We start from the raw sequence: 25,179 nt of genomic DNA, 5'->3' as shown, positions 1-25,179 counted from the left end.
CTGGCTCAGAAGCAGCGCCAGACCGGTAACGGCGCGGCCTTGAGTCGCGCCCCCAGCCAGCGACGCACATCGTGCAGCTGAGTGGTACAGAAACCGTGGGGCATATCATAGGGGTGGTAGTCCACCGTCAGCCCCTGGTGCTTCAGCCGGTCGGCGCCGGCCCGGGCCCGGTGCTCGGCAATCATGTCGTCGCGGAAGCCATGCTGAATCAGCAGTGGCAGGTCGCGATTGGCCTCGTTGACATCCGTCGTAGCAAGCGTGGTGAGATCGGCCGACATGGCGACCACCCCGCCCAGACGCGATCCGAAGGTGAGGGCGGCACGACAGGCCACCTCGGCGCCCTGCTGGAAACCGATGAGGAAGATGCGTCGACTGTCGATATCCTGCTCGATCTCGTGTTCGATCAATACCTGCACCCAGGCAGTGGCAATGGCCAGCCCGGTGTCATCGCGCTTGCCGTTGTCATCCGGTCGGTTATACCAGGCGCTGCGTTCGATCTCGCTGTCGTCCAGCGGTCGAAGGGCGGCATCGGGCAGCAGAAACCGCATGAGCCCCTGGCTGGCGGGCAACTTCAAAAGCGGCATCAGCGGACGAAAATCATTGCCCTGACCGCCGGCACCATGCAGCACGATGACGCTGGCATTGGCGAACTGGTCACTGTCGGGCTCGAGGATGGTGGTGAGTGTGTGGGTCATGGCGCGATCCTGGGCAATGAAACGATGCCTCAGGATTACCCGGTAGCGCCGACATCATCATGCCGATCCGCGCCGATTGCCCGATAAGGCGCGTTGCGGCACAGCGCCGGTGACTGGGTTCATGCTCCGCGGGAGTGTTCTCATGCGAAGGTCTCAGACTCCAGCATGAGAGGCTGGCAGCGCAGGTCCATGATACCCGGCGGCCGGCGCAGATTTTCGCTCGGCCCCGTTGTTTACTCCGGTACCGTGAGTGTTCACTCCGTCGGGCTTGAGGCCTTTCCGTCACGCCCGGCCGTTCTGACCGTGGGGGGTGGATCGCGCAGCAATTCCAGATAGCGGGGGCGCAGGGTGCTGATGAAAGGCAGCTCAAGATGAGCGACCGTGACGGCTTCGCCGTTGTCCCCGGCTGCTGCGTCGATCTGGCCGTCCGGTGATACCACCATCGACCCACCGGTAAAGGTGAATACCTCGCCTGCACCCACCTGATTGACATAAACATGAGGCAGCCCGTTCTCGATGGCCCGGGCCCTGGCGAAGACATGGTGATCCTGACCGAACGGCGTCATGTTGGCAGAGATTGTCACCAGCAGATCGGCGCCTTCACGCGCCAGAGCGCGCGCCACCTCCGGAAACTCCAGGTCAAAGCAGATCATCAGACCGATACGTACACCATCGAATTCGATCACTGTCAGAGCATCGCCGGCGGTGAATACGGTACTTTCATCACCGAACAGCTGCGCCTTGCGATAACTGCCGAGCAGCTGACCACGGCGATCCAGACACAGCGCCGAATTGGCGATACCGCCGGCGTAGTGCTCGGCGGCCCCCAGTATCAGCGCAGTGTCATGGCGGCGAGCCAGTTCGGACAGCTCATGTATGCGCACATCTTCGGGGGTGACGGCCCCTGCAGCAGGATCGCGAGTGGTATAGCCGCCCAGGAAAAGCTCCGGTAGCACCATCAGATCGACTTCGGGGTGCGCCTTGAGTGTTTGTCCGAGACTGGCCAGGTTGGCGTCGATATGGCCCACCTTGGGGGTGAGCTGGGCCAGCCCCAGCGTCAGTGAGTGTGTCATGGACATTCTCCCGTTGTGCTCAGCCGGTCTGTTCAGCTTCGTCCAGACTCAGCCGCGGCGGGGGCTGACGAAAGCCCCGGGTTAGCACGGCGAGCCAGACCAGCCCGATCAGTAGCCAGATGCTACCCACCAGTGTGGCATTGCTCTCCAGACTCAGCAGCAGGTAAAAATCGATTACGGCGCCGGCCAGCGGCAGGATGACCCAGCTCAGAAGGCCGACAGCACCCTGCTGAGGACGATGTCGCCACCAGTGCACAATGACGCTGATATTGACCAGGGTGAAGGCACCGAAGGCGCCGAAGTTGATGAAGGATGCCGAGGTGGTGACATCCAGGAAAATACCCGCCAGCCCGGTCAGGCCGATCAGCATGATGCTCACTACCGGTGTGCGTTGCTGGGGAGAGACATAAGCCAGTGCACGCGGCAGGGCACCATCACGCCCCATGGTGAACAGCAGCCGCGAGGCGCCGGCCTGGATTGCCAGCCCACAGGCGAACTGTCCCACTACCAGTCCTGCCAGCAGGAAGGCAGCGAACAGATTGCCACCGATCATGGAGGCCAGCTCAAGCGCGGCGGAGTCGGTATTGTTAAAGCTGCTGCCGGGATGAATCAGTTGTGCGCACCAGGCCACGCTGACAAATAGTACGCCAAAGAACAGCACCACAATCATCATCGCCTTCGGAATGGTGCGCTCGGGACGACGTGTCTCTTCGGTCAGCAGCGTCAGGCCATCAAAGCCGATGAAGGAGTACGCTGCTACGGCGGCCGCTGCAGCGATCGCCGCTGATGTGGTGTGTTCATTGAAAAACGGGGTCAGCAGACTGGCTCCGGTATCAGCCCCGGCGTAATAGCTCAGACTCAGGGCAATGAAGATGGCTATGACCAGAAGCTGGAAGGCGACCAGCAGGATGTTGGCGCGTACCGTCACCTTGATACCGATGATATTGAGTACCGTGGTCAGCACGATAAAACCGATGATCCAGATGCTCATCGGAATCGCCGGAAAGTGCTGGGCCAGGTAGGCGGCGCCAATCAACCAGACCACCAGCGGGATGAAGAAGTAATCCAGCAGGATCAGCCAGCCGGTCAGAAAGCCCAGCCGTGGGCCGATCTCCTTGCCGACATAGGTATAGGCGGAGCCGGCGGTCTGATGATGGACGGAGGCCATGCGCCCGTAACTCCAGGCGGTGAACAGCATTGCGGCAAGCGTGACCAGATAGGCCGTGGGTGCAGTGCCGTTGGAGAGCTGGACGATAATGCCGATGGTCGCCAGTGCGATCAGTGGCGTGACCCAGGCAATGCCGAAGATGACGACCGAGCCGAGCCCGAGTGTCCGGCTCAGGGTGGGCTGCTGATCCTGCGTACCGTGAGTATTGGCCATTGTTGTCTCCGGTGCTGATCATGGGCCGGGCAGGCCCGGCGCGTGGGTAGGTAGATTGAGTGGGTTCAGGCGTCGGGAATATGACCGTTGACGATCTCCTCCAACTGATCGGGATACAGGCGGATGGCGGCCGCTCGGGCATGTCCCTCCATGCGCTCGGTAAGACTCTGACGTATGGCAGAAGGCGCCAGCGCTTCGATACCGTTCGGCTCAATCCACTGATGAGTGCAGGTCTTGAGATAGGTGCCGACCCAGAGACCGCCGGTATAACGTGCTGCCTGTCCGGTTGGCAGAGTGTGGTTGGTACCGCAGCACTTGTCGGAAAAGACCACGCTGGCGTTCTGGCCGATAAAGGCTGAACCGTAATTGCTGATGCGTTCGAGCAGGGCATGCGCATTACGGGCATGAATCTGCAGATGCTCGGTTGCCATGTAGTCGGCAAAGCCGATCAGGCTCTCTTCATCGGCGCATACCACAACTTCTCCTTGCTGGCGCCAGGCCTCACCGGCTACTTCGCGTGATGAAAGGCTTTCCAGCTGTCGTTCGACCTCGGCGATAGTGTCGCGGGCAAGGCGTGCACTGGTAGTCGCCATACCGGGGCGGGCGTGTGGGTCATGCTCGGCCTGGGCGAGCATGTCGGCCGCAAGAATGCGAGGATCGGCACTGTCATCGGCCAACGTGAAGATTTCACTGGGCCCGGCCAGGGCATCGATGCCGACGCTGCCAAAGACCTGACGCTTGGCTTCGTTCACGAAGGCATTGCCTGGCCCCATGATCTTGTCGACTGCGGGAACGCTTTCGGTACCGTGAGCCATGGCGGCAATCGCCTGGGCGCCGCCGATCCGGAAGATGCGATGAGCACCCGCCAGATGGCAGATGGCGACCACCGAGGGGTGAGCATTGGGTGGCAGGCAGGCCACGATCTGTGAGCAGCCGGCGACGGTTGCCGGTACCAGCGACATGATCGGCGCGGAAAGCAGCGGATAGCGACCGCCGGGCACGTAGCAGCCCACGGCAGCGATCGGCAGGATACGGTGACCGAGATGCACGCCGGGGAGAGTTTCGATTTCCAGCGGCTGTAGCGTAGCCAGTTGCGCTTCGGCGAACCGACGCACCTGGGCGATGGCGAATTCGGTGTCCTGGCGGGTCCGAGAGTCGAGCTCATTCAATGCGACTTCCCGTTCGGCCCGGGTGACCTCGAAATATTCCGGCTCGACGCCATCAAAGCGATTTGAATACTCCCTGATGGCGGCATCACCACGCTCGCGTACACCGAAAATGATCTCCATCACGCTGCGTGACAGCTCCAGGTCAGAATCGGTATCCGGTATCCGGGCCTGCTTGAGAAATTGCACGCTCGAGGCGAGCTGCGAATCCAGCTGACGCATGATGGGTCCCTCCGCTGCGCATGAATGGCTGATCGCTCGGACAGTGGTAAGCATATTTACCACTTTTTGCGCGTGTCAATTGACAGGTGGATCACCGCGACAAAAGTCGAAGGGTTTCAGAAGGTCGGGGGTGAGATCGCGCTGATCACCACGCACTCTTCCTCAAAGGGATTACGCATGCGGTGGGGGAGTCGGCTATCGAAGTAGTAGGCATCACCGGTGTCGAGGATGCGTACCTCCCCATCCACTGTCAGTTCGATCCGACCCTGAACCACCACGCCCCCTTCCTCGGCCTCGTGACGATAGGGCTGGGCCCCGGTATCAGCGCCGGGAGCATAGCGCTCATGCAGAATCATCATGGCGGCGCCCTTCAGATGAGCCCCAACCTGGCGGTAGGAGAGGCTCTGCCCATCGGCCAGTTCGATCAGCTCATCGGCACGGTAGAAGATGGCACGATCGGCAGAGGAAGCAGGCACCTGATCGGAAAAGAAGTCACTCAGTGTGACGCCGAGACAATCCAGAATGCGCTTCAGGGAGCTGACCGAAGGACTGTGGCGATCACGCTCGATCAGCGAAATCGAGGCATGGGTTACGCCGCTGAGTCTGGCCAGTTCGCGAATGGACAGCCCTTTCGCCAGGCGCAGCGCTCGCAACCGTGGGCCGGTAGTGTCACCGGTTGCAGGTGTGACGGGAGGGGTCAGGGCCGCCATGTACGTTCGATCCGAGGGTTATTCGTCTGCGGAAGGCTGCAATCGCTCAAGCAGCCACTGGCGGATTTCCGGCAATTGCTCGGGGCTGACCGAGTGCGGCATGGGCCAGGTCCGATAGCGTACCGGATAACCCATCGCCGCCAGCTGTTCGGCGCCCTGACGGCCCAGCGTCTCTGGCACGACCGGGTCCTGGGTACCGTGATGGACCTCGATGGAGATATTGCGATTGGCCTCACTGGGCTGGAGGCTGTCAGCGGTAGCAAGGTAGGTCGACAGCGCCAGTACGCCGCCCAGCGGCCGAGGATAGGAGAGGGCCGCTTCATAGGCGACGGCACCGCCCTGGGAGAAGCCGGCGACAATGATCCGACGGCTGTCGATGCCGGCATCGATCTGCTCGTCAATCAACCCCTGCACCCGCTGGGCCGAGTCACGCAGCTGTGGCTCGTCGATGCGCCGACCGAGATCCATATCGAGGATGTCATACCATGCCGGCATGGTCATGCCACCATTGATGGTGACCGGCAGCGTGGGGGCATGTGGCAGCACGAAACGCACCGCCAGCTCCTCCGGCAGTTCCAGCAATGGCACGATCGATTCGAAATCGTGACCGTTGGCACCCAGGCCGTGCAGGATAATCACGGTGGCCCGGGCCGGGCTTGCGGGCTCGATGATGATCGGGGCGTCGGCGACCATGGCACTCTCTCGCGGGGGTTCGCAGTTCAAATGGGATTGCGCCATAGGGTGTGTCAGTCGGCGCCGATTGTCCATGCCCCCAGCCGGCGAGCCCTTTACAGTGTGATCGTCTGACCGTCCGCTGCCAGTGCCACGCCGGGGGGCAGTTCGAGCTCGCCGGCCATGGCCAGGGTATCTACTTCGCAACCGAGATGTGTCAGCCAGGCCTGGCGAGGGGCGAGGCGGTGCAGGATCCCGAGTGCCAGCGGCACGCTGTTGTGATTGCGTGGCGCCTGTTCGGTGGGTGGATGAGCGGCATCGATGATGACGATATCCGGCTGCCACTGATCGAGAAAACGCTCGGTTGCCTCGGGCAGCCCACAGGTATCGGTAAGCCAGGCGAGTCGCCTCTGCGGCCCCTGAATGCAGTAGCCTAGCGTCGGTCGACTGTGGCGCAGTGGTACCGGCGTCAGTTCGAGCTCGGGCCATTGCTCGATTGGCATGAAGGGCTGTAGTGGGCGCAGTGGTCGCTGGAATGACAGGAGACCGGGATGCTTGTGGAGATCGGCAAATCCCACCCGGTCGCGTGGCCCGAACACCGGGATCGGATCGCCGCAGCCCCAGCGCAGATGCAAAAGCCCCTGCACATGATCGGCGTGATAGTGGGTCAGCACGATCGCCTCGGGCGGGTGACCGTCATAGCGCTCGGCCAGATCCATGCGCCCGGCATCGAGCAGCAGCCGCTGGGGTGAGGCATCGTCTTCTTCCCGGGTCGTGCGTATCAGCTCGGCGCACGCCGGCAGGCGACGATGACCGCTGATCAGCCGGGCGCGCTGGCAGGCCGCACAGCGACAGCCGAACCGGGGAACCTGGGCCGTATTACCGGTGCCAAGCATCCGCAAGGTCAGGGTGACGCCGGCACGCTCTCTGTCGGAAAGGGCCGCTGTCGGGAAAGGCTCGCTCATGCCTGGCCTCGTGGAAGTGATACGACTCAATGGCCGAGGTGATCGAGAAAGGTTTCGACATCGAGACGAAACCAGGGCAGATGTTCACGCAGCTCGGCGTGGGTCATCTCCCACCAGCGCGAGGCCGCCAGCCGCTGGCGAATTGTCTCGGGAAAGCGTTCGCGGAGCACCCGGGCAGGGTTGCCGGCGACGATCGTCCAGTCCGGGACATCCCGGGTCACGACGCTGCCGGCGCCGATGACGGCACCAATCCCCACCCGGACGCCGGGCAATACGATGGCGGCGTGCCCGATCCAGCTGTCATGACCAACACTGACACCATGGGCGCGGCGGGTGGCAAAGAAATCGGTGTCGTCCTCGCCGAGATCGTACATCGAGCTGCGATAGGTAAAGTGGTGCAGCGAGGCGCGGGTCATCGGGTGGTGGGTCGGGCAGAGACGCACCTGGGCGGCGATGTTGGCAAAGCGGCCGATCTCGGTATAGGCCACATCGACGTCTTCCATGACATAACTGTAATCCCCCAGCGTGGATTCCAGCAGCCGGGCTCGTTCGCGAATCTCCACATAGCGACCCAGCCGGCAGTCGCGCACGCTGGCAGTGGCATGAATGGTCGGTTCGGGTGTCAGCCGGGGCATGTCGGCTGCAGTGTCCATGTTGTGGGCATCGCTCATGATGGGGCTCCGGACGTCAGCGGGCGCAGATGGGGCGTCGCCGGTAATACTGTCGAATCGAGCGCGTCGAGCCAGTGGCACAGACGAGTCACCCCGGCATCAAGCGTGGTGCTGTTATCGAGCCGATTAACATCATCGGGCAGCGAGGCGGTCTCATCGTGATGACGGCGCAGCCGGGCCTCGATCTCGTCATCGGATTCGCGACCACGCCGCTTGAGCCGCTCGCGAATCACCGGCTCCTCGGCGGTGATCAGCAGTGGTGTCAGCTGGACATCAAAGCGCCGCCGGGCAGTGTCGAGATGGCCCCGGCTGCCGTTGACGATGACGCTGTGGCCGAGCGCCAGCCACTGGGTGATTTCGATGCCCACGCCGTAGCGCAGACCATGGGCGTGCCAGTGCAGACAGAACAGCCCGGCCGCATGGCGACGCTCGAACTCTGCCTCGCTGAGAGCGATGTGCTGCTCGTCGAGGGTGCCCCTGCGAGTGATGTAGCGATGTGCCACCAGCCGCTCCGGCGCCATCTCGCGCAGACCGCGTAGCAGCGAATCCTTGCCGACGCCGCTGGCGCCCATCAGATAGATCAGACGTGACATCTCTCCCCCACACTCAATGGACGATGCGCCCGGCGCACCACACCCGCCGGATCAGTGGATGGTCATCGATCTCACGTACCCGGATCAGGTCGGCACGTCGTCCCGGCGTGAGCCGGCCGCGATCGGCAAGCCCCACCGCTTCGGCAGGGTGGGCGCTGGCGCAGGCTACTGCCCGCGGCAGGTTGTAGTCCGCCGTACTATGGGCAAGCCTGAACACGGCATCGAGCAGCGCCGCCGGGTAATAGTCCGAGGAGAGCACATCGAGCAGCCCTGCCTCGGCCAGCGTCATGGCCGCCACATTGCCGGAGTGCGAGCCGCCACGGACCAGATTGGGCGCGCCCATCATCACTGCCATGCCAACCTGCCCCGAAGCGCGGGCCGCTTCCAGGGTGGTTGGAAACTCGGCTACCCGGACGCCGTACTCGTGACTCTCGCTGACGTGGGCCAGGGTCGCGTCGTCATGGCTCGCCAGTGCCAGCCCGCGGGCGTGACAGAGCTCGGCGATGGCGCTGCGATGGGCGCCGCTGTAGCGCCGGCTGTTGTCCAGTGCCCGGGCCATGAAGGTCTCCATGGCGGTGTCGTCGAGCCCGTATTTGCCCTGGTAGTAGGTACGATAGTGCTCGAGGCTGGCGAACTGGCGCTGCCCCGGGGAGTGATCCATCAGCGACACCAGCCCCAGCTCGGGCAGTTCGCAGAGTTCACGAAAACGCGTCAGGGTCTGGGGATGGCAGACCTCGCAGCGCAGATGCAGGCGATGATCCACCCTGGCGAGACCGTGTCGACCGATCTCGCCGAGCGAGCGCGCCATCGCCTCCAGCGCGCCTTCGCGCATACCGTCCTCATCGATATCGCCGATGGAGAGCGCATCGAATACCGTGGTAATACCACTGGCAGCCATCTGGGCATCGTGGGCGAGGGCGGCCTGACGCTCCGGCCAGGCCACCTTCGGCCGCGGCTGGAAGTACTTCTCCATGTTATCGGTGTGCAGTTCGATCAGCCCCGGCAGCAGATAGTCGCCGTCGCAATCGATGGCGCCGGGAGCATGGCTGGCACCGGCCGCCACGTCGGTAATCCGGTCATCACGGATCACCAGACTGCCTGTCAGCACTTCGTTATCGAGCACCAGTCGGGCGTTGGTCAGTATCTGTTCGCTCATGCAGCCTCCCGCCCCAGCGTCAGCGTACGATCGGCGACCCGCTGGCGCACCGCCGCGTCGTGGAAGATGCCCAGCATGGCGGTGCCACGGGCACGTGCTTCACTGATCAGCTCGATGACCACCGCGGCATTGGCAGCATCCAGCGACGCGGTGGGTTCATCGAGCAGCAGGATGGGGTGCTCGGCGATGAAGCCGCGAGCGATGTTGACGCGCTGCTGCTCACCGCCGGAGAAGGTGCCCGGCGGCAGTGACCAGAGCCGTTCGGCAAGATTGAGTCGGGTGAGCAGTTTACGGGCACGGACTTCGGCGCTGTGCTCATCAACACCCCGGGCGAGCAGTGGCTCCATCACCACCTCCAGGGTGCCGACTCGAGGCACTACGCGCAGGAACTGGCTGACGTAGCCGATCACGTCGCGTCGCAGCGGGTGCCAGGCCTGCGCGGGCAGGGTGTTCAGCGATAGCGGGCCATCATCGAAATGGAGCGTGGCCTCGCCGGCGGTATCGTTCCGGGCGTGGGTAAAACGGTAATGCCCGTGAAGCAGCTTGAGCAGTGAACTCTTGCCCGCACCGCTCTCGCCGGCCAGTACCAGACACTCGCCGGCATGCAGATCAAACGATACGGCAGAGAAGGCTTCGATGATTGCACCGGCCTGGCCGTGCAGCACGAAGCGCTTGTCGAGTCCGCGCACGCTCAGGCGTAACCCGGAAGCGGAAGGTGGTGCACTGGCTCTGGAGGGCGAAGTGGATGTCGTCACGGTCATGGCAGCCTCAGGGCGTCAACACGGAAGAGACCAGCAGCTGGCTATAGGCGTGCTGCGGATCGTCGAGAATCTGGTCGGTCAGGCCGGACTCGATCACCCGGCCGCCTTTCATGACCAGCAGTCGGTGGGCGAGCAGGCGTGCTACCGCCAGGTCGTGGGTGACCAGCACTACCGACAGGCCGAGCCGGCGTACCAGCGTGCGGATCATGTCGAGCAAACGCGCCTGCACCGAGACGTCGAGCCCCCCGGTGGGTTCGTCCATGAAAACCAGTCGGGGCTCGGTGACCAGCGTGCGAGCGATCTGCAGGCGCTGCTGCATGCCGCCGGAGAAGGTCGAAGGGCGATCGTCGATACGCGCCGGGTCGAGTTCGACCTCGCGCATCCAGTGCGCGGCGCGTTCGCGAATGGCGCCATAGTGTCGCCAGCCGTGCGCCATCAGCCGCTCGCCGATGTTGGCACCGGCCGAGACGCCCATGCGCAGACCGTCGCGAGGATTCTGGTGGACCAGTCCCCACTCCCGACGCAGGAGTGCGCGTCGGGTTGATTCATCGATGGCGTGAAGATCGAGCGGTTCGTCCGCGGCATCGCGGTAGTAGCGCACCGCACCGCGGTCAGGTGTTTCCAGACCGGAGAGCAGCCGCAGCAGGGTGGATTTGCCGGAGCCGGATTCGCCGACGATACCCAGCACTTCGCCGCGATGGAGTCGGAAGTCGATACCATCGGCGCCCTGATTTGGCGCGTAGAGCCGGGTGACGGCGTCGACCTCCAGCAGTGTCGGCGTCTCCAGCTGCGGACGACGCATGGCCTGTCCGGGCTCGGCGCGCGGTGGCACAAAGGCAGTAGTCATGAAAGAGGCTCCTTGCTGGTGGCAGGAGAGGGCGAGCCGGCCGGGCCATGGCCGGCGGCACGACGGCTGGTGCACCAGTCGGTGTCGGAACAGACATGCATGCGAGTGCCGCGATCGTCGGTGATCACCTCATCGAGATAGCTGTCGCTGGCCCCGCACAGCGCGCAGTCTTCCTCCCAGTGCTGGATCTCGAAGGGGTAATCCTCGAAGTCGAGGCTTTCCACTCGGGTATGCGGCGGAATGGCGTAGAGGCGTTTCTCGCGTCCGGCACCGAACAGCATCAGAGCATTGCTCATGTGCAGTTTGGGATTGTCGAACTTCGGGATCGGCGAGGGATCCATCACGTAGCGGCCATCGACCCGCACCGGGTAGGCGTAGGTGGTCGCAATGTGGCCGTGTCGCGAGATGTCCTCATAGAGCTTGACGTGCATCACGCCATACTCCTCGAGCGCGTGCATGCGTCGGGTCTCCTCCTCGCGCGGCTCGATGAAGCGCAGCGGCTCGGGGATCGGGACCTGGAAGATCAGAATCTGGTCGCGCGAAAGCGGCTGTTCGGGAATGCGGTGGCGGGTCTGAATCAGCGAAGCCGCCGTGGTCGATTCGGTGGTTTCGACCCCGGTGACACGCTGAAAGAAACGCCGGATGCTGACAGCGTTGGTGGTATCGTCGGCGCCCTGGTCGATTACCTTGAGTACATCGGTCTGGCCGATCACGCTGGCGGTGAGCTGCACGCCACCAGTCCCCCACCCGTAGGGCATCGGCATTTCACGCCCGCCGAAAGGCACCTGATAGCCGGGAATGGCGACCGCCTTGAGCAGGGCGCGGCGGATCATGCGCTTGGTCTGTTCGTCGAGGTAGGCAAAGTTGTAGCCCGCCGTACCCGACGCCAATGCCGTCTGACTCATGGCGCATCCTCCGTGGTCTGCGGATGGGGGTCGGAGACGTCGCCGGATGGGTCGACGTCGCGTTGGCGCCGCGCTGCATGTTCGCGACGCAGCCGGCGCAGCAGTTCCATCTCCGCCTGAAAGTCGACGTAGTGCGGTAGTTTGAGATGGGAAACAAAGCCCGAGGCGTCGATCGAGTCGCCATGGGCGAGTACGAACTCCCCATCCTGGGCCGGGCCCACAGCCTCTTCGCCGAGTTCCCCGCAGCGCAGCGCGCGATCGACCAGCGACATGGCCATTGCCTTGCGCTCATTGTGGCCGAAGGCCAGTCCGTAGCCGCGGGTGAAACGCGGTGCCTGTGCGGCGCTGCCGGTAAACTGATTGACCATCTGGCACTCGGTCAGCGTGATTTCACCGATGCAGACCGGGTCGTCGAAGTCGTCGAGATCAAGCTCGATCTCCACCGCACCGATGCGGATTTCACCGGCGAAGGGGTGATTGCGGCCGTAGCCGCGCTGGGTCGAGTAGCCCAGTGCCAGCAGATAGCCTTCATCCGCCCGGGCCAGCATCTGCAACCGGGTCGCGCGTTCGGTCACCGGGAAGTCGGGCGGATCCCGGGTAATGTCGAACGGCGTACTGCCGTCATCGGTTTCCCGCTCGATCAGGCCCTCATGATCGAGCAGTTCAAGGATCGAAGGGCATGCGGTGTCATCATGCTCACCGGTTTCAGGGGGTGGGGGGGCTGCGGCTTCCCCGTCCGCCATCAGCATGAAATCGAGCAGGCGATGGGTGTAGTCGTAGGTAGGACCCAGGCGCTGGCCGCCGGGGATGTCCTTGTAAATGGCGCTGATACGGCGATGTAAACGCATGCTGCCGGTGTCGATCGGGCGGCTGTCAGCCAGCCGTGGCAGGGTGGTGCGATAGGCACGCAGCAGAAAGGCGGCTTCGACACTGTCTCCGCTGGCCTGCTTGAGCGCCAGCGCGGCGAGATCGGGATCGAACAGCGAGGCTTCACTCATGATCCGGGCTACGGCCAGCCCGAGCTGATCGCGCAGCTGGTCGGTCGTGACAGCCGGGGCGCAGCGATCGCCACGGCGCTGATGGGCGAGCAGCCGGTGCGCATTGTCGATGGCACGTTCGCCCCCCTTGACGGCAACATACATCAGGCCACCTCCCGGTTCGGTTCTTGGGGGCGAGCACGTGTCAGGCGCGTCGAGCGAGGCAGGGCGACCAACCGGTCATGACAGGCCAGTACTGCATCGAGTCCCAGCGGAAAGTGCTGCCGGGTTGCTGCCAGGGCGCCAAGCAGGGTATCGCTGTTTTTACTCAGCCCGGGCGGATCGAGGGTGAGATGGCGCTCCCCGGCAATGCCGGGGCCGCTGAGTCGCCAGCCATGCTCGGCCTGCGCGCAATCCAGTACGTCTGCCACTACCAGCAGGGTCGTGCTGCGCTCCGGCCAGTCCGGCTCGCCATGACGAAAGGGGAGGCGCTCGATCGGGGTGTCCGGCAGTACGACGGCGAAGTCGGCAGCTTCGGGTGCCTCGGTGAGGGTGGCGCCGGTCAGGAACGCAAGTGTGCGCCACAGCGCGTCAGTGCTGATGCGCTGATCGATCCAGATCGCCGTGTCGAGATCGGCAAGGCTCAGCAGCATGCCCCACAGCGCCGGGCCAGGGATGCCTTCCGGCGGTATCGGCCCATCAATACGCTGTTCCCGACCGGGTTCGGCCATGGCCGAGAGCAGGGCACGAAAGTGTCGCTGGGCGTCGTGGGTCGGATCATGCAGCGCACCATCAGCAGGGGAAGCATCGAACATGGGGTTACTCTCCTCGCACCATGGTGAAGAAATCGACCTGGGTGGCCGCGGTTTCGGCGGTCTCGGTGCGGCGACGCTTGTCCAGCGCTGCCGCCAGGGCCGGTAGCAGGGTGTCGTCGATCAGCATGCGGTGGCGCTCGTGTCGGGCGCAGGCATCGATCAGGGCGATCAGCTCGGCGTGGTGGCGGTCACGACCACGCACCCAGCCGTGCCCGGTAGTACCGTCATCGAGCGCGACACTGGCACGGCAGAGCGTCATTTCACCGAGATTGAAGACGCGTCCGGTGGCACCGATGCGACCGCGCACCATCGCCATACCGATGTCGGGGCCGCGGATACAGCGCCAGGGGCGATCGATGGCGAGGGCGCGCCACTGTTCGGCCAGCAATGCATAATCGCTCAGTGCCAGCAGTCGATGACGGGCGGCACGCCCCGGCGGCTGTGCAGGGTGATTGTCGAGGTCACAGGCGGCGGTCATGACAGCTCCTCGGAGTCGGGGAAGGACATTTCGTGGTTGAAGTCGATGTGATAGGCGAGCCGATCGGCACGAGCGCGACCGATGGACACCTCGACCAGCGCGCCTGCGTCATCGACGTTGTCACTGGTGACCACCAGCAGCGGTGTACCGCGAGCGCACTCCAGCAGGCGATAGTCGTCGCGTTCGGCGCTGACCGCCTCGATCGAGACGTGGCGGCGCGTCAGCGTCAGACCGTAGTGCTGGGCGAGCAGCGCCCGGGTGGAGCCGCCCTGATAGCGGTGGGTCCAGTTCGGCAGGCGGGTGTCGTCGAACCAATGCCGCAGGCGCAAAAGTGGCAGCTCGCCGGTGATGCGCAGGGTGTCAACGCACAGCAGTGGTCCGCCGGGAAGACGGCCAAAGCGGTGGGCAATCGCCGCCGGAGGCGTGGCAAGTCCCTGCCACAGACAGTCGGTCTTCATGCCCAGCCCCAGCTCGGCGAGGTTACGGGTGACCTTGCTGTGCGCTGACAGGCTGTAATCGAGCCGATGATTGACCACCCGGCTGCCAATGCCCTGATGGCGGGTGATCAGGCCGGCGGAGACCAGTTCATCGAGTGCGCGGCGCACGGTATGGCGATTGACACCGAAGCGCTCGGCGAGCGCCTTTTCGGGCGGCAACAGATCGCCGGGGCGATAGTCGCGGCGGATCTCGCCGGCCAGGGTGCGTGCCAGCCGACGGTAGCGGGGCTGAGTGGCACCGGCAGTAGCGGTATGACTCGAACTGTCGTGAAGTTGTCTAGACATCTACAGGCGTCCGTCAGTCGGCCGGAAGGATCAGGGGTCAGATGAAGCGCTTGCGAATCTGCTGGGAGAGCAGGTCAAGGCCGGTGACGGCACATACGATGACCAGCAGAATCGTGGCGACCTGGGGGTACTGGAAGCCACGCAGCGTTTCCCACAGCGATACGCCGATGCCCCCGGCACCCACCATGCCGACCACCGTGGCCGAGCGCATGTCGGACTCGAAGCGATACAGACTCACCGAAATCCATAGCGGCAGGACCTGCGGAATCAGTCCGAACAGAATCTCTTCGAGGCGTCCGGCGCCGGTCACCCGAATGCCTTCCATCGGCCCGGGTTCGGCCGCTTCGACGGCCTCGGAAAAGAGCTTGGCCAGCGTGCCCATGGAGTGGATGAACAGCGCCATCACGCCGGCGAAGGGGCCGAGCCCGACGGCAGCAACGAATAGCATCGCGAATACCAGCTCGTTGATTGCGCGACAGGCATCCATCAGGCGGCGTACCGGCTGACAGACCCACCACGGCACCAGATTGGCTGAACTCAGCAGTCCGAAGGGGATGGCGAAGACGACGGCCAGCACGGTGCCCCATATCGCGATCTGAATGGTGGTGATCATCTGCTCTATATAGAGCGGTAACCGGTGCAGGTCGGGAGGAATGAAGTCGGCAGCGAGCGTGGCCATGTTGCCGGCATTGCTGACCAGCATCGCCGGGTTCATCTCGGCGCCCTGCCATGACCAGCCCAGTACTGCCAGCGCAATGGCCCAGCCGAACAGTGACAGCCAGCGGCGCTTGCCGTAATGGTCCCTGTGGGTGGCGGGATTCAGTGCGGAATCACTCATGAGAAGGCTCCATGACAGCTCCGACACGGGGCGGCACCAGGCCGCCCCGGTGGGCTCAGCTCTGGTCGGTGGTCGAGGTCTGGCTCGCCTGCCGGTTCTGTTGCTGATCCATCTGCTGATCGATCTGCTTCAGGCGTTTGTCGATGGCCGCGATTTTCTGTTGTTGCTCGTTGGCGGAGAGTGAGTCGTCATGCTCGATTTCCTGACGCTGGCGATAGAGCGAGATCTGACGGATGGGCAGCAATTGAGCGTTGCTGGAGCGATCGAAGCCCGACCACTGCAGTTTTGCCAGCACCTTCTTCTGCTCGGGCGTCTTGCCATAGTTGAAGAAGAACTGGCGTAGCTTCTGTTTGGTGCTGTCGGCGAGATTCTCGCGCCAGACGAGAGGATCCGAGGGAATCAGCGGAGACTTCCAGATCACACGCAGCTTTTGGGCGGCGTCCGGATGCGTCTCCTTCAGGCGCGCCATGCTCTCGGTATTGAAGGTGGCGACATCGACCTGCTGATTGGCCACGGCCAGAGCGTTGGTTTCATGGCTGGAGTTGAGCGTGCGCTTGAAGGCCGATTTGGGGTCGATGCCACGCTTGGCGAAGATATAGTAGCCGGGCACCAGATAGCCGGAAGTGGAGTTGGGGTCCCCATTGCCGAAGGTCAGCTCGCTGGCATGTGTCAGTACGTCGTCAACCGTATGCCAGGGGCTGTTCCGGTTGACGATCATCAGACTCCAGTAGCCCGGCTCGCCATTGTCCGGCACGGTCTGGGCGAAGATCTGGCCGCCGGCATGGTCGACCGCTTCCATGGCTGACTTGTTGCCGAACCAGGCAACATCGACCTTGTTGAAACGCATCGCCTGAATCACGCCTGCGTAGTCGGTGGCGAAGAAGGGCCTGACCTTCATGCCGGTCTGTTCGGCCAGATCATGCAGAAATGGCTTGAACAGATCCTGCTGTGCCTGGGTCGATTCGGTGGAAATGATGCCGAAATTCAGGGTCTGCTGTTCGGCGGCCTGCACGCTACCGGTGGTCAGACCGAAGGTGGCAACAGCGGCCAGCGCCCAGCGCTGCCAGAAACGGATACTCATGGTGCTTTTCCTGTGGTTGGGAGGGACATCGGAGGGTCGGTGTCAGCCGGCGGTCGCCAGCCTCTGTCGGCCGGCTGGTGCGGGCTGAGCCAGCAGCTCTTCCAGGCCGGCATCGTCGTAGAGGGCAGCGAGGCGCTGATCGGTCAGGGCGCGGGTCGGGCCGTCGTAGTAGAGCCGGCCGCGCTTGAGGGCGATGGCGCGATCGCACCACTGACGGGCGATATCGATCTGATGGAGCGATACCACCACGGCGCGACCGTCCTCCTCGTTGATGCGACGGAGGATATCCATCACCTCGCGGGCACTTTTCGGATCGAGCGAGGCGATGGGTTCATCGGCAAGAATGATCTCGGCTTCCTGAACCAGCGCCCGGGCGATCGCCACGCGCTGCATCTGGCCGCCGGATAGAGTGTTGGCACGCTGTGCGGCGAGATCGTGCAACCCGACCCGTGCCAGCGCTTCATGCGCCATGCGGTGCTCGTCGGCACTGAAACGAGCGCTCAGTGCACGCCAGCGCGGCATGCGCCCCAGCCGGCCGATCAGGACGTTCTGGAGCACGCTCAGTCGATTGACGAGATTGAAGTTCTGAAAAATGTACCCCACCCGGCAGCGTTCGCGGCGCGGTGCCGACAGCAGTCGCCCATCGCTCTGCACGGTGCGCTCCAGCAGCGTGATCCTGCTGCCGACACGATCGGCGGCGGTCAGCCCGACCAGATGGCGCAGCAGGGTGGATTTGCCGGAGCCGGAAGGGCCGATGAGGGTGATGCGCTCACCAGGTGCAATGGTGAAGGCAATCTCCTCGAGCACGCGTTTGCGTCCGAAGGACTTGCTCAGGGAGCGAACGTCAATGGCAGTCGGCGTTGCGGCTGTGGCGGTAGTCATGTGACACGCCCTCTCGGAGGTGATCGATGAGGGGAGTCTGAGGGAGAGGGATGACGATCACTTGTCTAGACAATGTCGATTTGATGACGATTGTCCGTTTGATTCGAGGTTCCGGTAGGCAGGAGCTACTGATCAGAGCCTTTTGAATCAGTCGGTTAGCATGCAGGGGAGGGTGGCCTTGTCACCACCTGGTCACATTACTGTCATCGGCCGGCCTGCGGCATATCGGCCGACCGATGGAAGGCGCTCATTCGGCGATGGCGGCACGGCCATCGTACTGCTCGGGGCAGCCGCTCTCCAGACACAGTTGCTGCCAGCAGAGTTCGGCCATCGTGTTCTCGGCCACCTCTTCGGTACTGCCTTCGGAGAGGCCGGAAAATGCAGGCATGGGTTCGAAAATCATCATTGTATTGTTCCCTTGTCAACGTACCTTGTGTCGAGCATAGCGAACCGCTGTGACATTTGCCTGACAATACACTAATGGCCGTATTGACGTGACGTGCGAATGTCGGACGCTCCCAGCGAGCGAGTGGTCTACGCTGGGACACAGGGTTATCAGGGCACAGGAGTACAGCAGGATGAAACCGCAAACGGTGTGGACTCTTTTCGGAACCGCGACGGCACTGACCACCGGCGTACTGGTACGTCAGACCATGAAGCGGACTTCGCGTCGTTATGGCTTCGAGCCGCCGCTCAATCCCGATGATCCGGATGTGCGCTGGCGCGATGCCCTGGCGTGGGGGGCCTGCTCGGGCATGCTGGTCGGCATGGCACGTATTCTGGGCTGGCGTATGGGCTCCGAAGCAATGAAGCGCGCCCGCCGTCATCCGAAAGGGCAGCGGGTACTGTCACGCTTCGAGGACTGAATCGCGGTTGGTTGCGCTCAGGCGGCGCCGGGGGGCGGTGGATCTTCTTCGACGGTAGTCTCTTCATCGGCCGTCGGAGAAGCCTCCTGGTAGTGTCGGATCAGTCGCTTGATCAATACCGAGATCACGAACACGGCCCAGCCCGCGCTTGCCAGCAGAGCGGCCAGCGTCCAGCGTTGAGCGCCGGGCAGCTCACCCACCAGTCTTTCCAGCAGCCACCAGATCAGTGGTCCCAGCAACAGGGGCGGCAGCATGAGATGCATCAGCATCTCGGTGCGTCGCTTGCGCACCCGGAAGCGGCGCAGTGCCAGGCGCATGGAGCGGCGACTCACGATGGCCAGAATCACGGCGGCCATGACAATGGTGGCGGGTAGAAAGGGTGTGCTCTGCCCATTGACCAGTGACCACTGGGCACACCAGAGGTAGCAGACCCAGAAGGCTCCTTCGCTCACGGCGATGGTGTCGTACCAGCGCTCGGGATGGAAATAGCGCTTTGACATCAGAGGTTATCCATTCGATGGCGATCCGTCCGGTCGATGTGTCGTCCTGTTACGTTCGGTTGCCATAATGGCAGGGTTGGGAGGAATCGTCAGCGGGCAGCGTTGCCGATATGCTGGGTCACCGTCGTGCTGCCGGAGAGCATTTCCATGACGTCATACCCTGCAGCGCCCGCAGGAGTGCCCTCCGGCGAGCGCCGTCGCCCTGCCTCGCACTGGACGGACTGGGGTAAATGGCTGGCGCTGATCAGCATGAGTGTCGACCATGTTACCCGTTTTGCGCTGCCGGCTGCCTGGCCCTTGGGCTGGGCCAGTGACACCGTCGGGCGTGTGGCCTTTCCGCTGTTTGCTGCCATGGTCGCCTGGCATGCGCTGTTCGATACCCGTAATCCGTGGCGCTATGCGCGGCGCATCGTGATGATCGGGCTGGTGGCGCAGCTGCCCTATATGCTGATGCCACGGGTATTGAGCATGCCGGTGCTCAATGTCTGCTTTACGCTGGCGCTGGGGCTGATCGTGGGCAGCGCGCTACTGCGCCTGGCACAGCAGCCACCTCGTACGCTCGCCATGCAGATTGCGGCCATGCTGATGGTGCTGTTCGCCTGTATGCTGGCACTGCTCTTCGAGGATCTCTTCCATGTGCGCCTGGAGTATGGCTGGACCGGCGTGCTGCTGATTCCCGTCTTCATGCTGGTCCTGCACCTGGCAGCTCGGGCGGATGGCCTGCAACGGCTGCTGATACTGCCGGCCACCGGGCTGCTGGCTCTGGTAGCCTGGCCGCTTAATATCGTTCCGATCAGCCAGTGGATTGCACTGATGACCTGCCTGCTGGTGACAGGGCTGGCGCTGGGAGGCGCACAACATGTGCCTGCCCTGCCGCGTCGTTTTGTCATGCCTCGCGTTTTATGGCTCGGCTGGTATCCTGGCCACCTGGCCCTGATTGCGCTCTGGGTCGTTTTGAGCGGGCGGTGACCCCGGGGCTGATTCGGTTACCCACAGCGGGTTATTGGTGGCCCTGGCCAACAGGCTGTGGGTAACCCTGTGCATGAGTTGTGATCTGACTGTGGGTCATTGAAGGGCCGCAGTCATGAAGGGTTTTCCTCCTGTTGCTTATCCCTCTCTACGGCAGGCCCAGCAGGTAAGTGAGTACTTCCCTGTCCAGGGCAAACCTGTGAATAGGCACTATATATTGGATCTTTTTCCGATTGCAGTACTACATCTGGTAAAAGATCATCATGTTCCTATAGCCATGGATCGCTGGTCGGTGTACGCTGGGCACCTTCCGAAAGGCACCCTGTAACACCCCATATTCCATTGCTTCGTGATGGCCGATCGAGGTCGTCACGACGTTTTCGATCGCCCATTCGAGGGCCACGAGATAGCGAGAGCACGCCCATGACGACTGTAGAAGCGGCCACCCGGACCACCTGGATCACCAAGGACGGCGGCAAGCGGCAGATGCCGTGGGATCGCGCTCGACTCGAGCGTTATCTGGATCGCATCCATGAAGAGTTTCCGCAGCTCGAGATCGATGATTACAAGCGCAAGGCGTTTGCCTTCATCGAACGCAAGGAGCGTCTGGCGGCCGAGGAGATGGTCGATTACCTGATCCGCGAGGCAGAGGCCAACACCGATGTGGCCACGCCGGAGTGGGAGTTCTTCGCAGCGCGTCTCTATCTCAATCGCCTCTACAAGAAAGCGAGCAAGAACCGCTTCTACAACGACGATGACAAATACGGCTCCTACGTCGGTCTGCAGGAGAGCCTGGGCGAGCGTGGCATCTACTCGGGTGATGTGCTGCGCAACTACTCCAAGGATGAGCTGATTGAAGCCGGCGGCATGATCGAGCCGGAACGCGACAAGCTGTTCTCCTACAACGGCCTCTATCTGCTGGCGACGCGCTATCTCGCCACCGATACCGATCGCAACGTCTATGAACTGCCTCAGGAGCGCTGGCTGACCATCGCACTTTACCTGATGCAGGAAGAGAAGCCGCGTACGCGTCGCATGGAGCTGGTGCGTGAAGCGTACTGGGCGCTCTCCAATCTCTACATGACCGTGGCCACGCCGACGCTGGCCAATGCCGGCAAGATCGGCGGTCAGCTCTCCAGCTGCTTCATCGATACTGTCGATGACAGCCTGCAGGGCATCTATGACTCCAACACTGATGTGGCCCGGGTCTCCAAGCATGGTGGTGGCGTGGGTGCCTATCTTGGCTATGTACGCTCCACCGGCTCGGCAATCCGCGGCGTCAAGGGCTCCAGTGGCGGCGTGGTGCCGTGGATCAAGCAGCTCAACAACACCGCGGTCAGTGTCGATCAGCTGGGCCAGCGCAAGGGCGCCATCTCGGTCTATCTCGATGTGTTCCACAAGGACATCGAGGCGTTTCTCGATCTGCGCCTGAACAACGGCGATCAGCGCCTGCGCGCCCATGACGTCTTCACGGCGGTGTGCATCCCGGATCTGTTCATGGAAACGGTCGAGCGGCGCGGCGACTGGTATCTGTTCGACCCGCACGAGGTGAAGGAGAAGAAGGGCTGGTATCTGCAGGACTTCTTCGACGAACGCCGTGGCGAGGGCAGCTTCCGCGAGAAGTACGAGGAGCTGGTGGCCGACGAGAGCATCAGCCGGCGCATCGTCAAGGCGATCGATATCTTCAAGCGGATCATGGTCAGCCAGCTCGAAACCGGTACGCCGTTCATGTTCTACCGGGACCAGGTCAACCGGATGAATCCCAACAAGCACGTCGGCCGGGTGTATTCGAGCAACCTGTGTACCGAAATCCTGCAGAACATGAGTCCGACGAAACTGATCCAGGAAACGATCAGCGGCGATCAGATCGTCACCTCCAAGCAGGCGGGCGATTTCGTGGTCTGCAACCTCTCCTCGGTCAATCTCGGCCGTGCGGTGACTGCCGAGTCCGATCTGGTGGAAGAGGACATCCTCGAGCGGCTGATTGCCATTGAAGTGCGCATGCTCGACAACGTCATCGACCTCAATCAGCTGCCGGTCCCGCAGGCGACGATCACCAATCGCAAGTATCGTGCCATCGGTCTGGGCACCTTCGGCTGGCACCACCTGCTGGCTCAGAAGGGCATCGACTGGAACAGCGAAGAGGCCGAGCAGTACTGCGACGAGCTCTACGAGCGCATCAATTACTACGCGGTCAAGGCGAGCAAGGAGCTGGCCGCCGAGAAGGGGCCCTACAAGGTCTTTGCCGGCAGTGACTGGCAGACCGGCGAGTACTTCGAGCGCCGCGGCTATAACAGTGAGCAGTGGCAGCAGCTGGCCGGAGAGGTGGCGCGCACCGGCATGCGCAACGGCTACGTGCTGGCCGTCGCGCCCAACATGAGTACCGCCCAGATCGCCGGCTCGACCGCTTCGATCGATCCGATCTACAGCGCCTTCTATTACGAAGAGAAGAAGGACTATCGCCGGCCGGTGGTGGCGCCCGGGCTGAACATGGAGACCTACCCCTACTACGAGAAGGGGGCCTATCGGGTCGACCAGTTTGCCAGCGTGCGTCAGAACGGTCGTCGCCAGCGTCACGTCGATCAGGCGATCAGCTTCAACTTCTATGTGCCCAGCACCATCAAGGCGAGCACGCTGCTCAATCTGCACATGACCGCCTGGAAGGAAGGGCTCAAGACCACCTACTACGTGCGCTCCAACGATATCGATATCGAAGAGTGCGAGTGGTGCGCCAGCTAAGGTTCTGGCTGGCCCGTTAAAGCGTTACCGACGGCGTCCGCCTGATGCGGACGCCATGCAAGGAGATTCGTTCATGACCACACCCGTGGCGGACAGGACGGAAAGCGCCGATCAGCTGCGGCGGATCCGGATTCTCGAGCCGACCTATCCCAATCGCTCGACCGGCATCATCAACGGCGAGACGAGCGGCATCCTGAACTGGAACGATATTCCGTATCCGTCCTTTTACCGTGCCTACAAGGAGCTCTCGACCAACTACTGGATCCCCGATGAAGTCGACATGAAAGGGGATGCCAAGCAGTACCAGGAGCTTTCCGGGCGCGAGAAGTACGCCTTTGACGCCATCATCGGCCTGCTGGCGACACTCGATTCGCCGCAGACGCGTTTCATCTATAACGTGGCGGAGTACATCACCGATCCTGCGGCACACGCCAATTCGGCGATCATCGGCCAGCAGGAAGTGATCCACAACGAGAGCTACTCCTACGTCCTGGCCTCGATTACCAATCTGCAGGAGCAGAAGCGGGTATTCGAGCTGGCGCGTACCCATCCGACCATCATTGCGCGCAATGAGCCGATCATGAAGGCGTACAACGACTTCATGACCGACAAGACGCCGGAGACGCTGGTCAAGGCGCTGATCCAGTCGTCGATTCTGGAAGGCATCAACTTCTATTCCGGGTTTGCGTACTTCTACAACCTGATGCGCCAGAACCGGATGAACGGTACCGGCAAGGTGATCAGCTTCATCAATCGTGATGAGCTGGCGCACTCCAAGTTCATCAGCGAGCTGATCCGCGCCATCGTTGGCGAGAATCCGCAGCTGCAGACTGATGCCCTGACCGAGTACACCCATCAGGCGTTCCGTCATGCGGTTGACCTAGAGACCCAGTGGTCCGGCGAGGTGCTCGATGGCATCGACGGGATCGATCTCGATGAGATGCTCAGCTACGTCAAATATCGGGCCAACAAGATGTCCGGCATGCTGGGCATGGAGCCGCTCTATTCGGAAGTGGGCGAGAACGTGATGCCGTGGATTCGCGCCTATGCCGATAACACCACGGATACCAAGACGGACTTCTTCGAGGCGCGCAACGCCAGCTACAAGAAGACCAATCTCGACAACGGTTTCGACGATCTCTGAGGTCATCCCGTGATGACGCGCAGGCGCCGACGCACAGCGCAGGGACGACGGTGATGGATATCCTGCTGGCTTATGACTCGTTGAGCGGCAATACCCGCGAGGTGGCCGAGCTGATTGGCGCCGAGTGCGAGCGGCTCGGCCATCGGGTGGTATCGGTATTCGTCACGGTCGAATCGCTGTTCGATGTTGTTGCCGATGAGCGTGCTGCGCGCGCCTTCGATCTCTATCTGTTGGGATCGTGGAGCGACAATGGCGGTCGTACGCCACCGGAGATGAAGGAGTTCATTGCCGAACTGTTTGGCGATGACGGTTTTCGCCCCGAGCATGTTGCTGTCTTCGGCACCGGTGAAACCCAGTGGGGCGAAGAGTATTACTGCGGCGCTGTCCATCGCATGGCCCGCTTTTTCAACAGCCGCTATCCGAAGCTCACCATCGAGCAGATGCCGGCGGCCCCCAGGGATGCCGCGGCCATTGCCGACTGGACGCGCCGGATCATGACACAACGGGAAGCTTTCGCTCATGCAGACGCTCACACTCACCACGCCTGATGAATTCGATGCCCTGCTGGCCGAACACGAGCTGGTACTGGTCGATTTCTTCAAGAACAACTGCCCGGGCTGCAAGATGCTCGACATGGCGCTCAAGCGTTTTGCTGCCAGCGAAACGGCAGAGGGCGTGACCCTGGTGAAGGTGCAGCTGGAAGTTGTGGGGGAAGATTTCTTTCACCAGCACGGACTGCGTCAGACCCCGACGCTGCTGCTCTTCCGCAATGGTGAGGAAGTGGGACGCCTGGCCGGTTTCAATGCGCCGGAGAAGATCGAGGCGCTGGTGGCTTCGAATCTGGTGTCGTCGGAGGTGTAAAAGAATTCAGGCCATGCTAAGCGCATGGCCTGAATGAGCAGAAGGCGGCAACCTTCTGCTTTAAGTCTCCCATACGGAAAACAGGCTAGCTGTCATGGGAGGATCAACCGGACTAGCCAGCTGATCAAACGCAGCATGAGTCTAGGCTTTGGTTCGGTGATAATCAACGCCTGAGATGTAAGGTGTTGCAATGAGCAAACCGGAGTCTCGAGAAGGCTACAAGTGGATTTGTCGCCCGTGGGTGACTAACCCCAAGACGGGTAAGAAGATTTATCCAAAAAATGGCCGCATGTTCTGCTTCTGGGTGAAAGACGATTCTCAGTAAGTAGCTATAAAAAGCCCCACATATTTGTGGGGCTTTATCATGCGGTTGACTAGAGCGGCTACGCCACGTGCTTTACAGCGCCGCATAAAATAGTCGCTGAGGCTA

28 protein-coding genes are annotated in these 25,179 nt (G+C 62.4%); 6 read left to right on the top strand and 22 right to left on the bottom strand.

All coding sequences use genetic code 11. The annotated features are described in order from the left end of the window. Window positions 1-5 precede the first annotated feature (5 nt). From FY550_RS15235 to FY550_RS16930, 21 genes are all read right to left on the bottom strand, one after another. Complete coding sequence (locus FY550_RS15235; RefSeq protein ID WP_149054643.1) at window positions 6-695, bottom strand: alpha/beta hydrolase; 690 nt, start codon at window positions 693-695, stop codon at window positions 6-8. 254 nt (window positions 696-949) lie between these two features. Further along, entirely contained in the window at window positions 950-1,768 is an 819-nt protein-coding gene (locus tag FY550_RS15230; RefSeq protein WP_070979635.1) for a nitrilase-related carbon-nitrogen hydrolase, read from the bottom strand. Between the two features lie 19 nt (window positions 1,769-1,787). Beyond that, window positions 1,788-3,149: an APC family permease gene (locus tag FY550_RS15225; RefSeq protein WP_070979633.1), complete on the bottom strand. Its 1,362-nt coding sequence runs from the start codon at window positions 3,147-3,149 to the stop codon at window positions 1,788-1,790. A gap of 65 nt (window positions 3,150-3,214) precedes the next feature. Then, window positions 3,215-4,537: a histidinol dehydrogenase gene (gene hisD / locus FY550_RS15220; protein ID WP_070979629.1), complete on the bottom strand. Its 1,323-nt coding sequence runs from the start codon at window positions 4,535-4,537 to the stop codon at window positions 3,215-3,217. 116 nt (window positions 4,538-4,653) lie between these two features. Then, the gene (locus FY550_RS15215) at window positions 4,654-5,247 is read right to left on the bottom strand and encodes a cupin domain-containing protein (protein WP_070979627.1); all 594 of its coding nucleotides are present in this window, start codon (window positions 5,245-5,247) and stop codon (window positions 4,654-4,656) included. Between the two features lie 18 nt (window positions 5,248-5,265). Next, the gene (locus FY550_RS15210) at window positions 5,266-5,940 is read right to left on the bottom strand and encodes an alpha/beta hydrolase (protein WP_070979625.1); all 675 of its coding nucleotides are present in this window, start codon (window positions 5,938-5,940) and stop codon (window positions 5,266-5,268) included. A gap of 95 nt (window positions 5,941-6,035) precedes the next feature. Further along, window positions 6,036-6,884 (bottom strand): phosphonate metabolism protein PhnP, encoded by an 849-nt coding sequence (gene phnP / locus FY550_RS15205; RefSeq protein WP_084388176.1) that lies wholly within the window; start codon window positions 6,882-6,884, stop codon window positions 6,036-6,038. A gap of 26 nt (window positions 6,885-6,910) precedes the next feature. Then, on the bottom strand, window positions 6,911-7,555 hold the full coding sequence (locus FY550_RS15200; protein ID WP_149054642.1) for an LbetaH domain-containing protein: 645 nt from the start codon (window positions 7,553-7,555) through the stop codon (window positions 6,911-6,913). Next, window positions 7,552-8,148 (bottom strand): ribose 1,5-bisphosphokinase, encoded by a 597-nt coding sequence (phnN, locus tag FY550_RS15195; protein ID WP_070979623.1) that lies wholly within the window; start codon window positions 8,146-8,148, stop codon window positions 7,552-7,554. The genes FY550_RS15200 and phnN overlap by 4 nt, the downstream gene beginning before the upstream one ends. A 13-nt stretch (window positions 8,149-8,161) precedes the next feature. Continuing rightward, window positions 8,162-9,304, bottom strand: a complete 1,143-nt coding sequence (locus FY550_RS15190) for an alpha-D-ribose 1-methylphosphonate 5-triphosphate diphosphatase (RefSeq protein ID WP_070979621.1) — start codon at window positions 9,302-9,304, stop codon at window positions 8,162-8,164. Continuing rightward, complete coding sequence (gene phnL, locus FY550_RS15185; RefSeq protein ID WP_084388175.1) at window positions 9,301-10,065, bottom strand: phosphonate C-P lyase system protein PhnL; 765 nt, start codon at window positions 10,063-10,065, stop codon at window positions 9,301-9,303. Before phnL ends, FY550_RS15190 begins: the two co-directional genes overlap by 4 nt. 7 nt (window positions 10,066-10,072) lie before the next feature. Further along, the gene (phnK, locus tag FY550_RS15180) at window positions 10,073-10,912 is read right to left on the bottom strand and encodes a phosphonate C-P lyase system protein PhnK (protein WP_233350225.1); all 840 of its coding nucleotides are present in this window, start codon (window positions 10,910-10,912) and stop codon (window positions 10,073-10,075) included. Further along, entirely contained in the window at window positions 10,909-11,817 is a 909-nt protein-coding gene (locus tag FY550_RS15175; RefSeq protein WP_149054641.1) for an alpha-D-ribose 1-methylphosphonate 5-phosphate C-P-lyase PhnJ, read from the bottom strand. The genes phnK and FY550_RS15175 overlap by 4 nt, the downstream gene beginning before the upstream one ends. Then, window positions 11,814-12,959 (bottom strand): carbon-phosphorus lyase complex subunit PhnI, encoded by a 1,146-nt coding sequence (locus FY550_RS15170; RefSeq protein WP_084388174.1) that lies wholly within the window; start codon window positions 12,957-12,959, stop codon window positions 11,814-11,816. The genes FY550_RS15175 and FY550_RS15170 overlap by 4 nt, the downstream gene beginning before the upstream one ends. Then, window positions 12,959-13,609, bottom strand: coding sequence for a phosphonate C-P lyase system protein PhnH (gene phnH / locus FY550_RS15165; RefSeq protein ID WP_070979619.1), 651 nt, complete (start codon window positions 13,607-13,609; stop codon window positions 12,959-12,961). The genes FY550_RS15170 and phnH overlap by 1 nt, the downstream gene beginning before the upstream one ends. A gap of 4 nt (window positions 13,610-13,613) precedes the next feature. Then, on the bottom strand, window positions 13,614-14,087 hold the full coding sequence (gene phnG / locus FY550_RS15160; RefSeq protein ID WP_070979616.1) for a phosphonate C-P lyase system protein PhnG: 474 nt from the start codon (window positions 14,085-14,087) through the stop codon (window positions 13,614-13,616). After that, window positions 14,084-14,869, bottom strand: a complete 786-nt coding sequence (gene phnF, locus FY550_RS15155; RefSeq protein WP_149054640.1) for a phosphonate metabolism transcriptional regulator PhnF — start codon at window positions 14,867-14,869, stop codon at window positions 14,084-14,086. The genes phnG and phnF overlap by 4 nt, the downstream gene beginning before the upstream one ends. Before the next feature lie 37 nt (window positions 14,870-14,906). Beyond that, a complete protein-coding gene (gene phnE, locus FY550_RS15150) occupies window positions 14,907-15,707 on the bottom strand; it encodes a phosphonate ABC transporter, permease protein PhnE (protein ID WP_149054639.1) in 801 nt (266 codons plus the stop codon). A gap of 55 nt (window positions 15,708-15,762) precedes the next feature. After that, on the bottom strand, window positions 15,763-16,788 hold the full coding sequence (gene phnD, locus FY550_RS15145; RefSeq protein ID WP_070979612.1) for a phosphonate ABC transporter substrate-binding protein: 1,026 nt from the start codon (window positions 16,786-16,788) through the stop codon (window positions 15,763-15,765). Window positions 16,789-16,830: 42 nt separating this feature from the next. Then, a complete protein-coding gene (gene phnC / locus FY550_RS15140; RefSeq protein ID WP_149054638.1) occupies window positions 16,831-17,670 on the bottom strand; it encodes a phosphonate ABC transporter ATP-binding protein in 840 nt (279 codons plus the stop codon). A 247-nt stretch (window positions 17,671-17,917) separates the two neighbouring features. Then, window positions 17,918-18,076 (bottom strand): hypothetical protein, encoded by a 159-nt coding sequence (locus tag FY550_RS16930; RefSeq protein WP_168169336.1) that lies wholly within the window; start codon window positions 18,074-18,076, stop codon window positions 17,918-17,920. 172 nt (window positions 18,077-18,248) lie between these two features. On the opposite strand from FY550_RS16930, the gene FY550_RS15135 reads away from it, so the two are divergent. After that, a complete protein-coding gene (locus tag FY550_RS15135; protein ID WP_070979607.1) occupies window positions 18,249-18,536 on the top strand; it encodes a DUF4235 domain-containing protein in 288 nt (95 codons plus the stop codon). 17 nt (window positions 18,537-18,553) lie between these two features. On the opposite strand, the gene FY550_RS15130 is transcribed toward FY550_RS15135, so the two are convergent. Beyond that, window positions 18,554-19,036, bottom strand: a complete 483-nt coding sequence (locus tag FY550_RS15130) for a hypothetical protein (RefSeq protein WP_070979604.1) — start codon at window positions 19,034-19,036, stop codon at window positions 18,554-18,556. 147 nt (window positions 19,037-19,183) lie between these two features. Here FY550_RS15130 and FY550_RS15125 point away from each other — a divergent pair, with 147 nt between their 5' ends. From FY550_RS15125 to FY550_RS15105, 5 genes are all read left to right on the top strand, one after another. After that, window positions 19,184-20,005: a TraX family protein gene (locus tag FY550_RS15125; RefSeq protein ID WP_084388172.1), complete on the top strand. Its 822-nt coding sequence runs from the start codon at window positions 19,184-19,186 to the stop codon at window positions 20,003-20,005. A 423-nt stretch (window positions 20,006-20,428) separates the two neighbouring features. Next, window positions 20,429-22,744: a ribonucleoside-diphosphate reductase subunit alpha gene (locus FY550_RS15120; RefSeq protein WP_070979602.1), complete on the top strand. Its 2,316-nt coding sequence runs from the start codon at window positions 20,429-20,431 to the stop codon at window positions 22,742-22,744. A gap of 73 nt (window positions 22,745-22,817) precedes the next feature. Then, the gene (locus tag FY550_RS15115; protein ID WP_070979599.1) at window positions 22,818-23,888 is read left to right on the top strand and encodes a ribonucleotide-diphosphate reductase subunit beta; all 1,071 of its coding nucleotides are present in this window, start codon (window positions 22,818-22,820) and stop codon (window positions 23,886-23,888) included. Between the two features lie 53 nt (window positions 23,889-23,941). Next, window positions 23,942-24,436 carry a flavodoxin gene (locus FY550_RS15110; protein WP_070979597.1) on the top strand — a complete coding sequence of 165 codons (495 nt, stop codon included), beginning with the start codon at window positions 23,942-23,944 and terminating at the stop codon, window positions 24,434-24,436. Beyond that, window positions 24,408-24,749: a thioredoxin family protein gene (locus FY550_RS15105; protein WP_070979594.1), complete on the top strand. Its 342-nt coding sequence runs from the start codon at window positions 24,408-24,410 to the stop codon at window positions 24,747-24,749. Before FY550_RS15110 ends, FY550_RS15105 begins: the two co-directional genes overlap by 29 nt. The last annotated feature ends 430 nt before the right edge of the window (window positions 24,750-25,179 follow it).

This window comes from Kushneria phosphatilytica, assembly GCF_008247605.1.
Lineage (GTDB): Bacteria > Pseudomonadota > Gammaproteobacteria > Pseudomonadales > Halomonadaceae > Kushneria > Kushneria phosphatilytica.
This window is presented reverse-complemented; position numbering and strand designations above follow the sequence as displayed.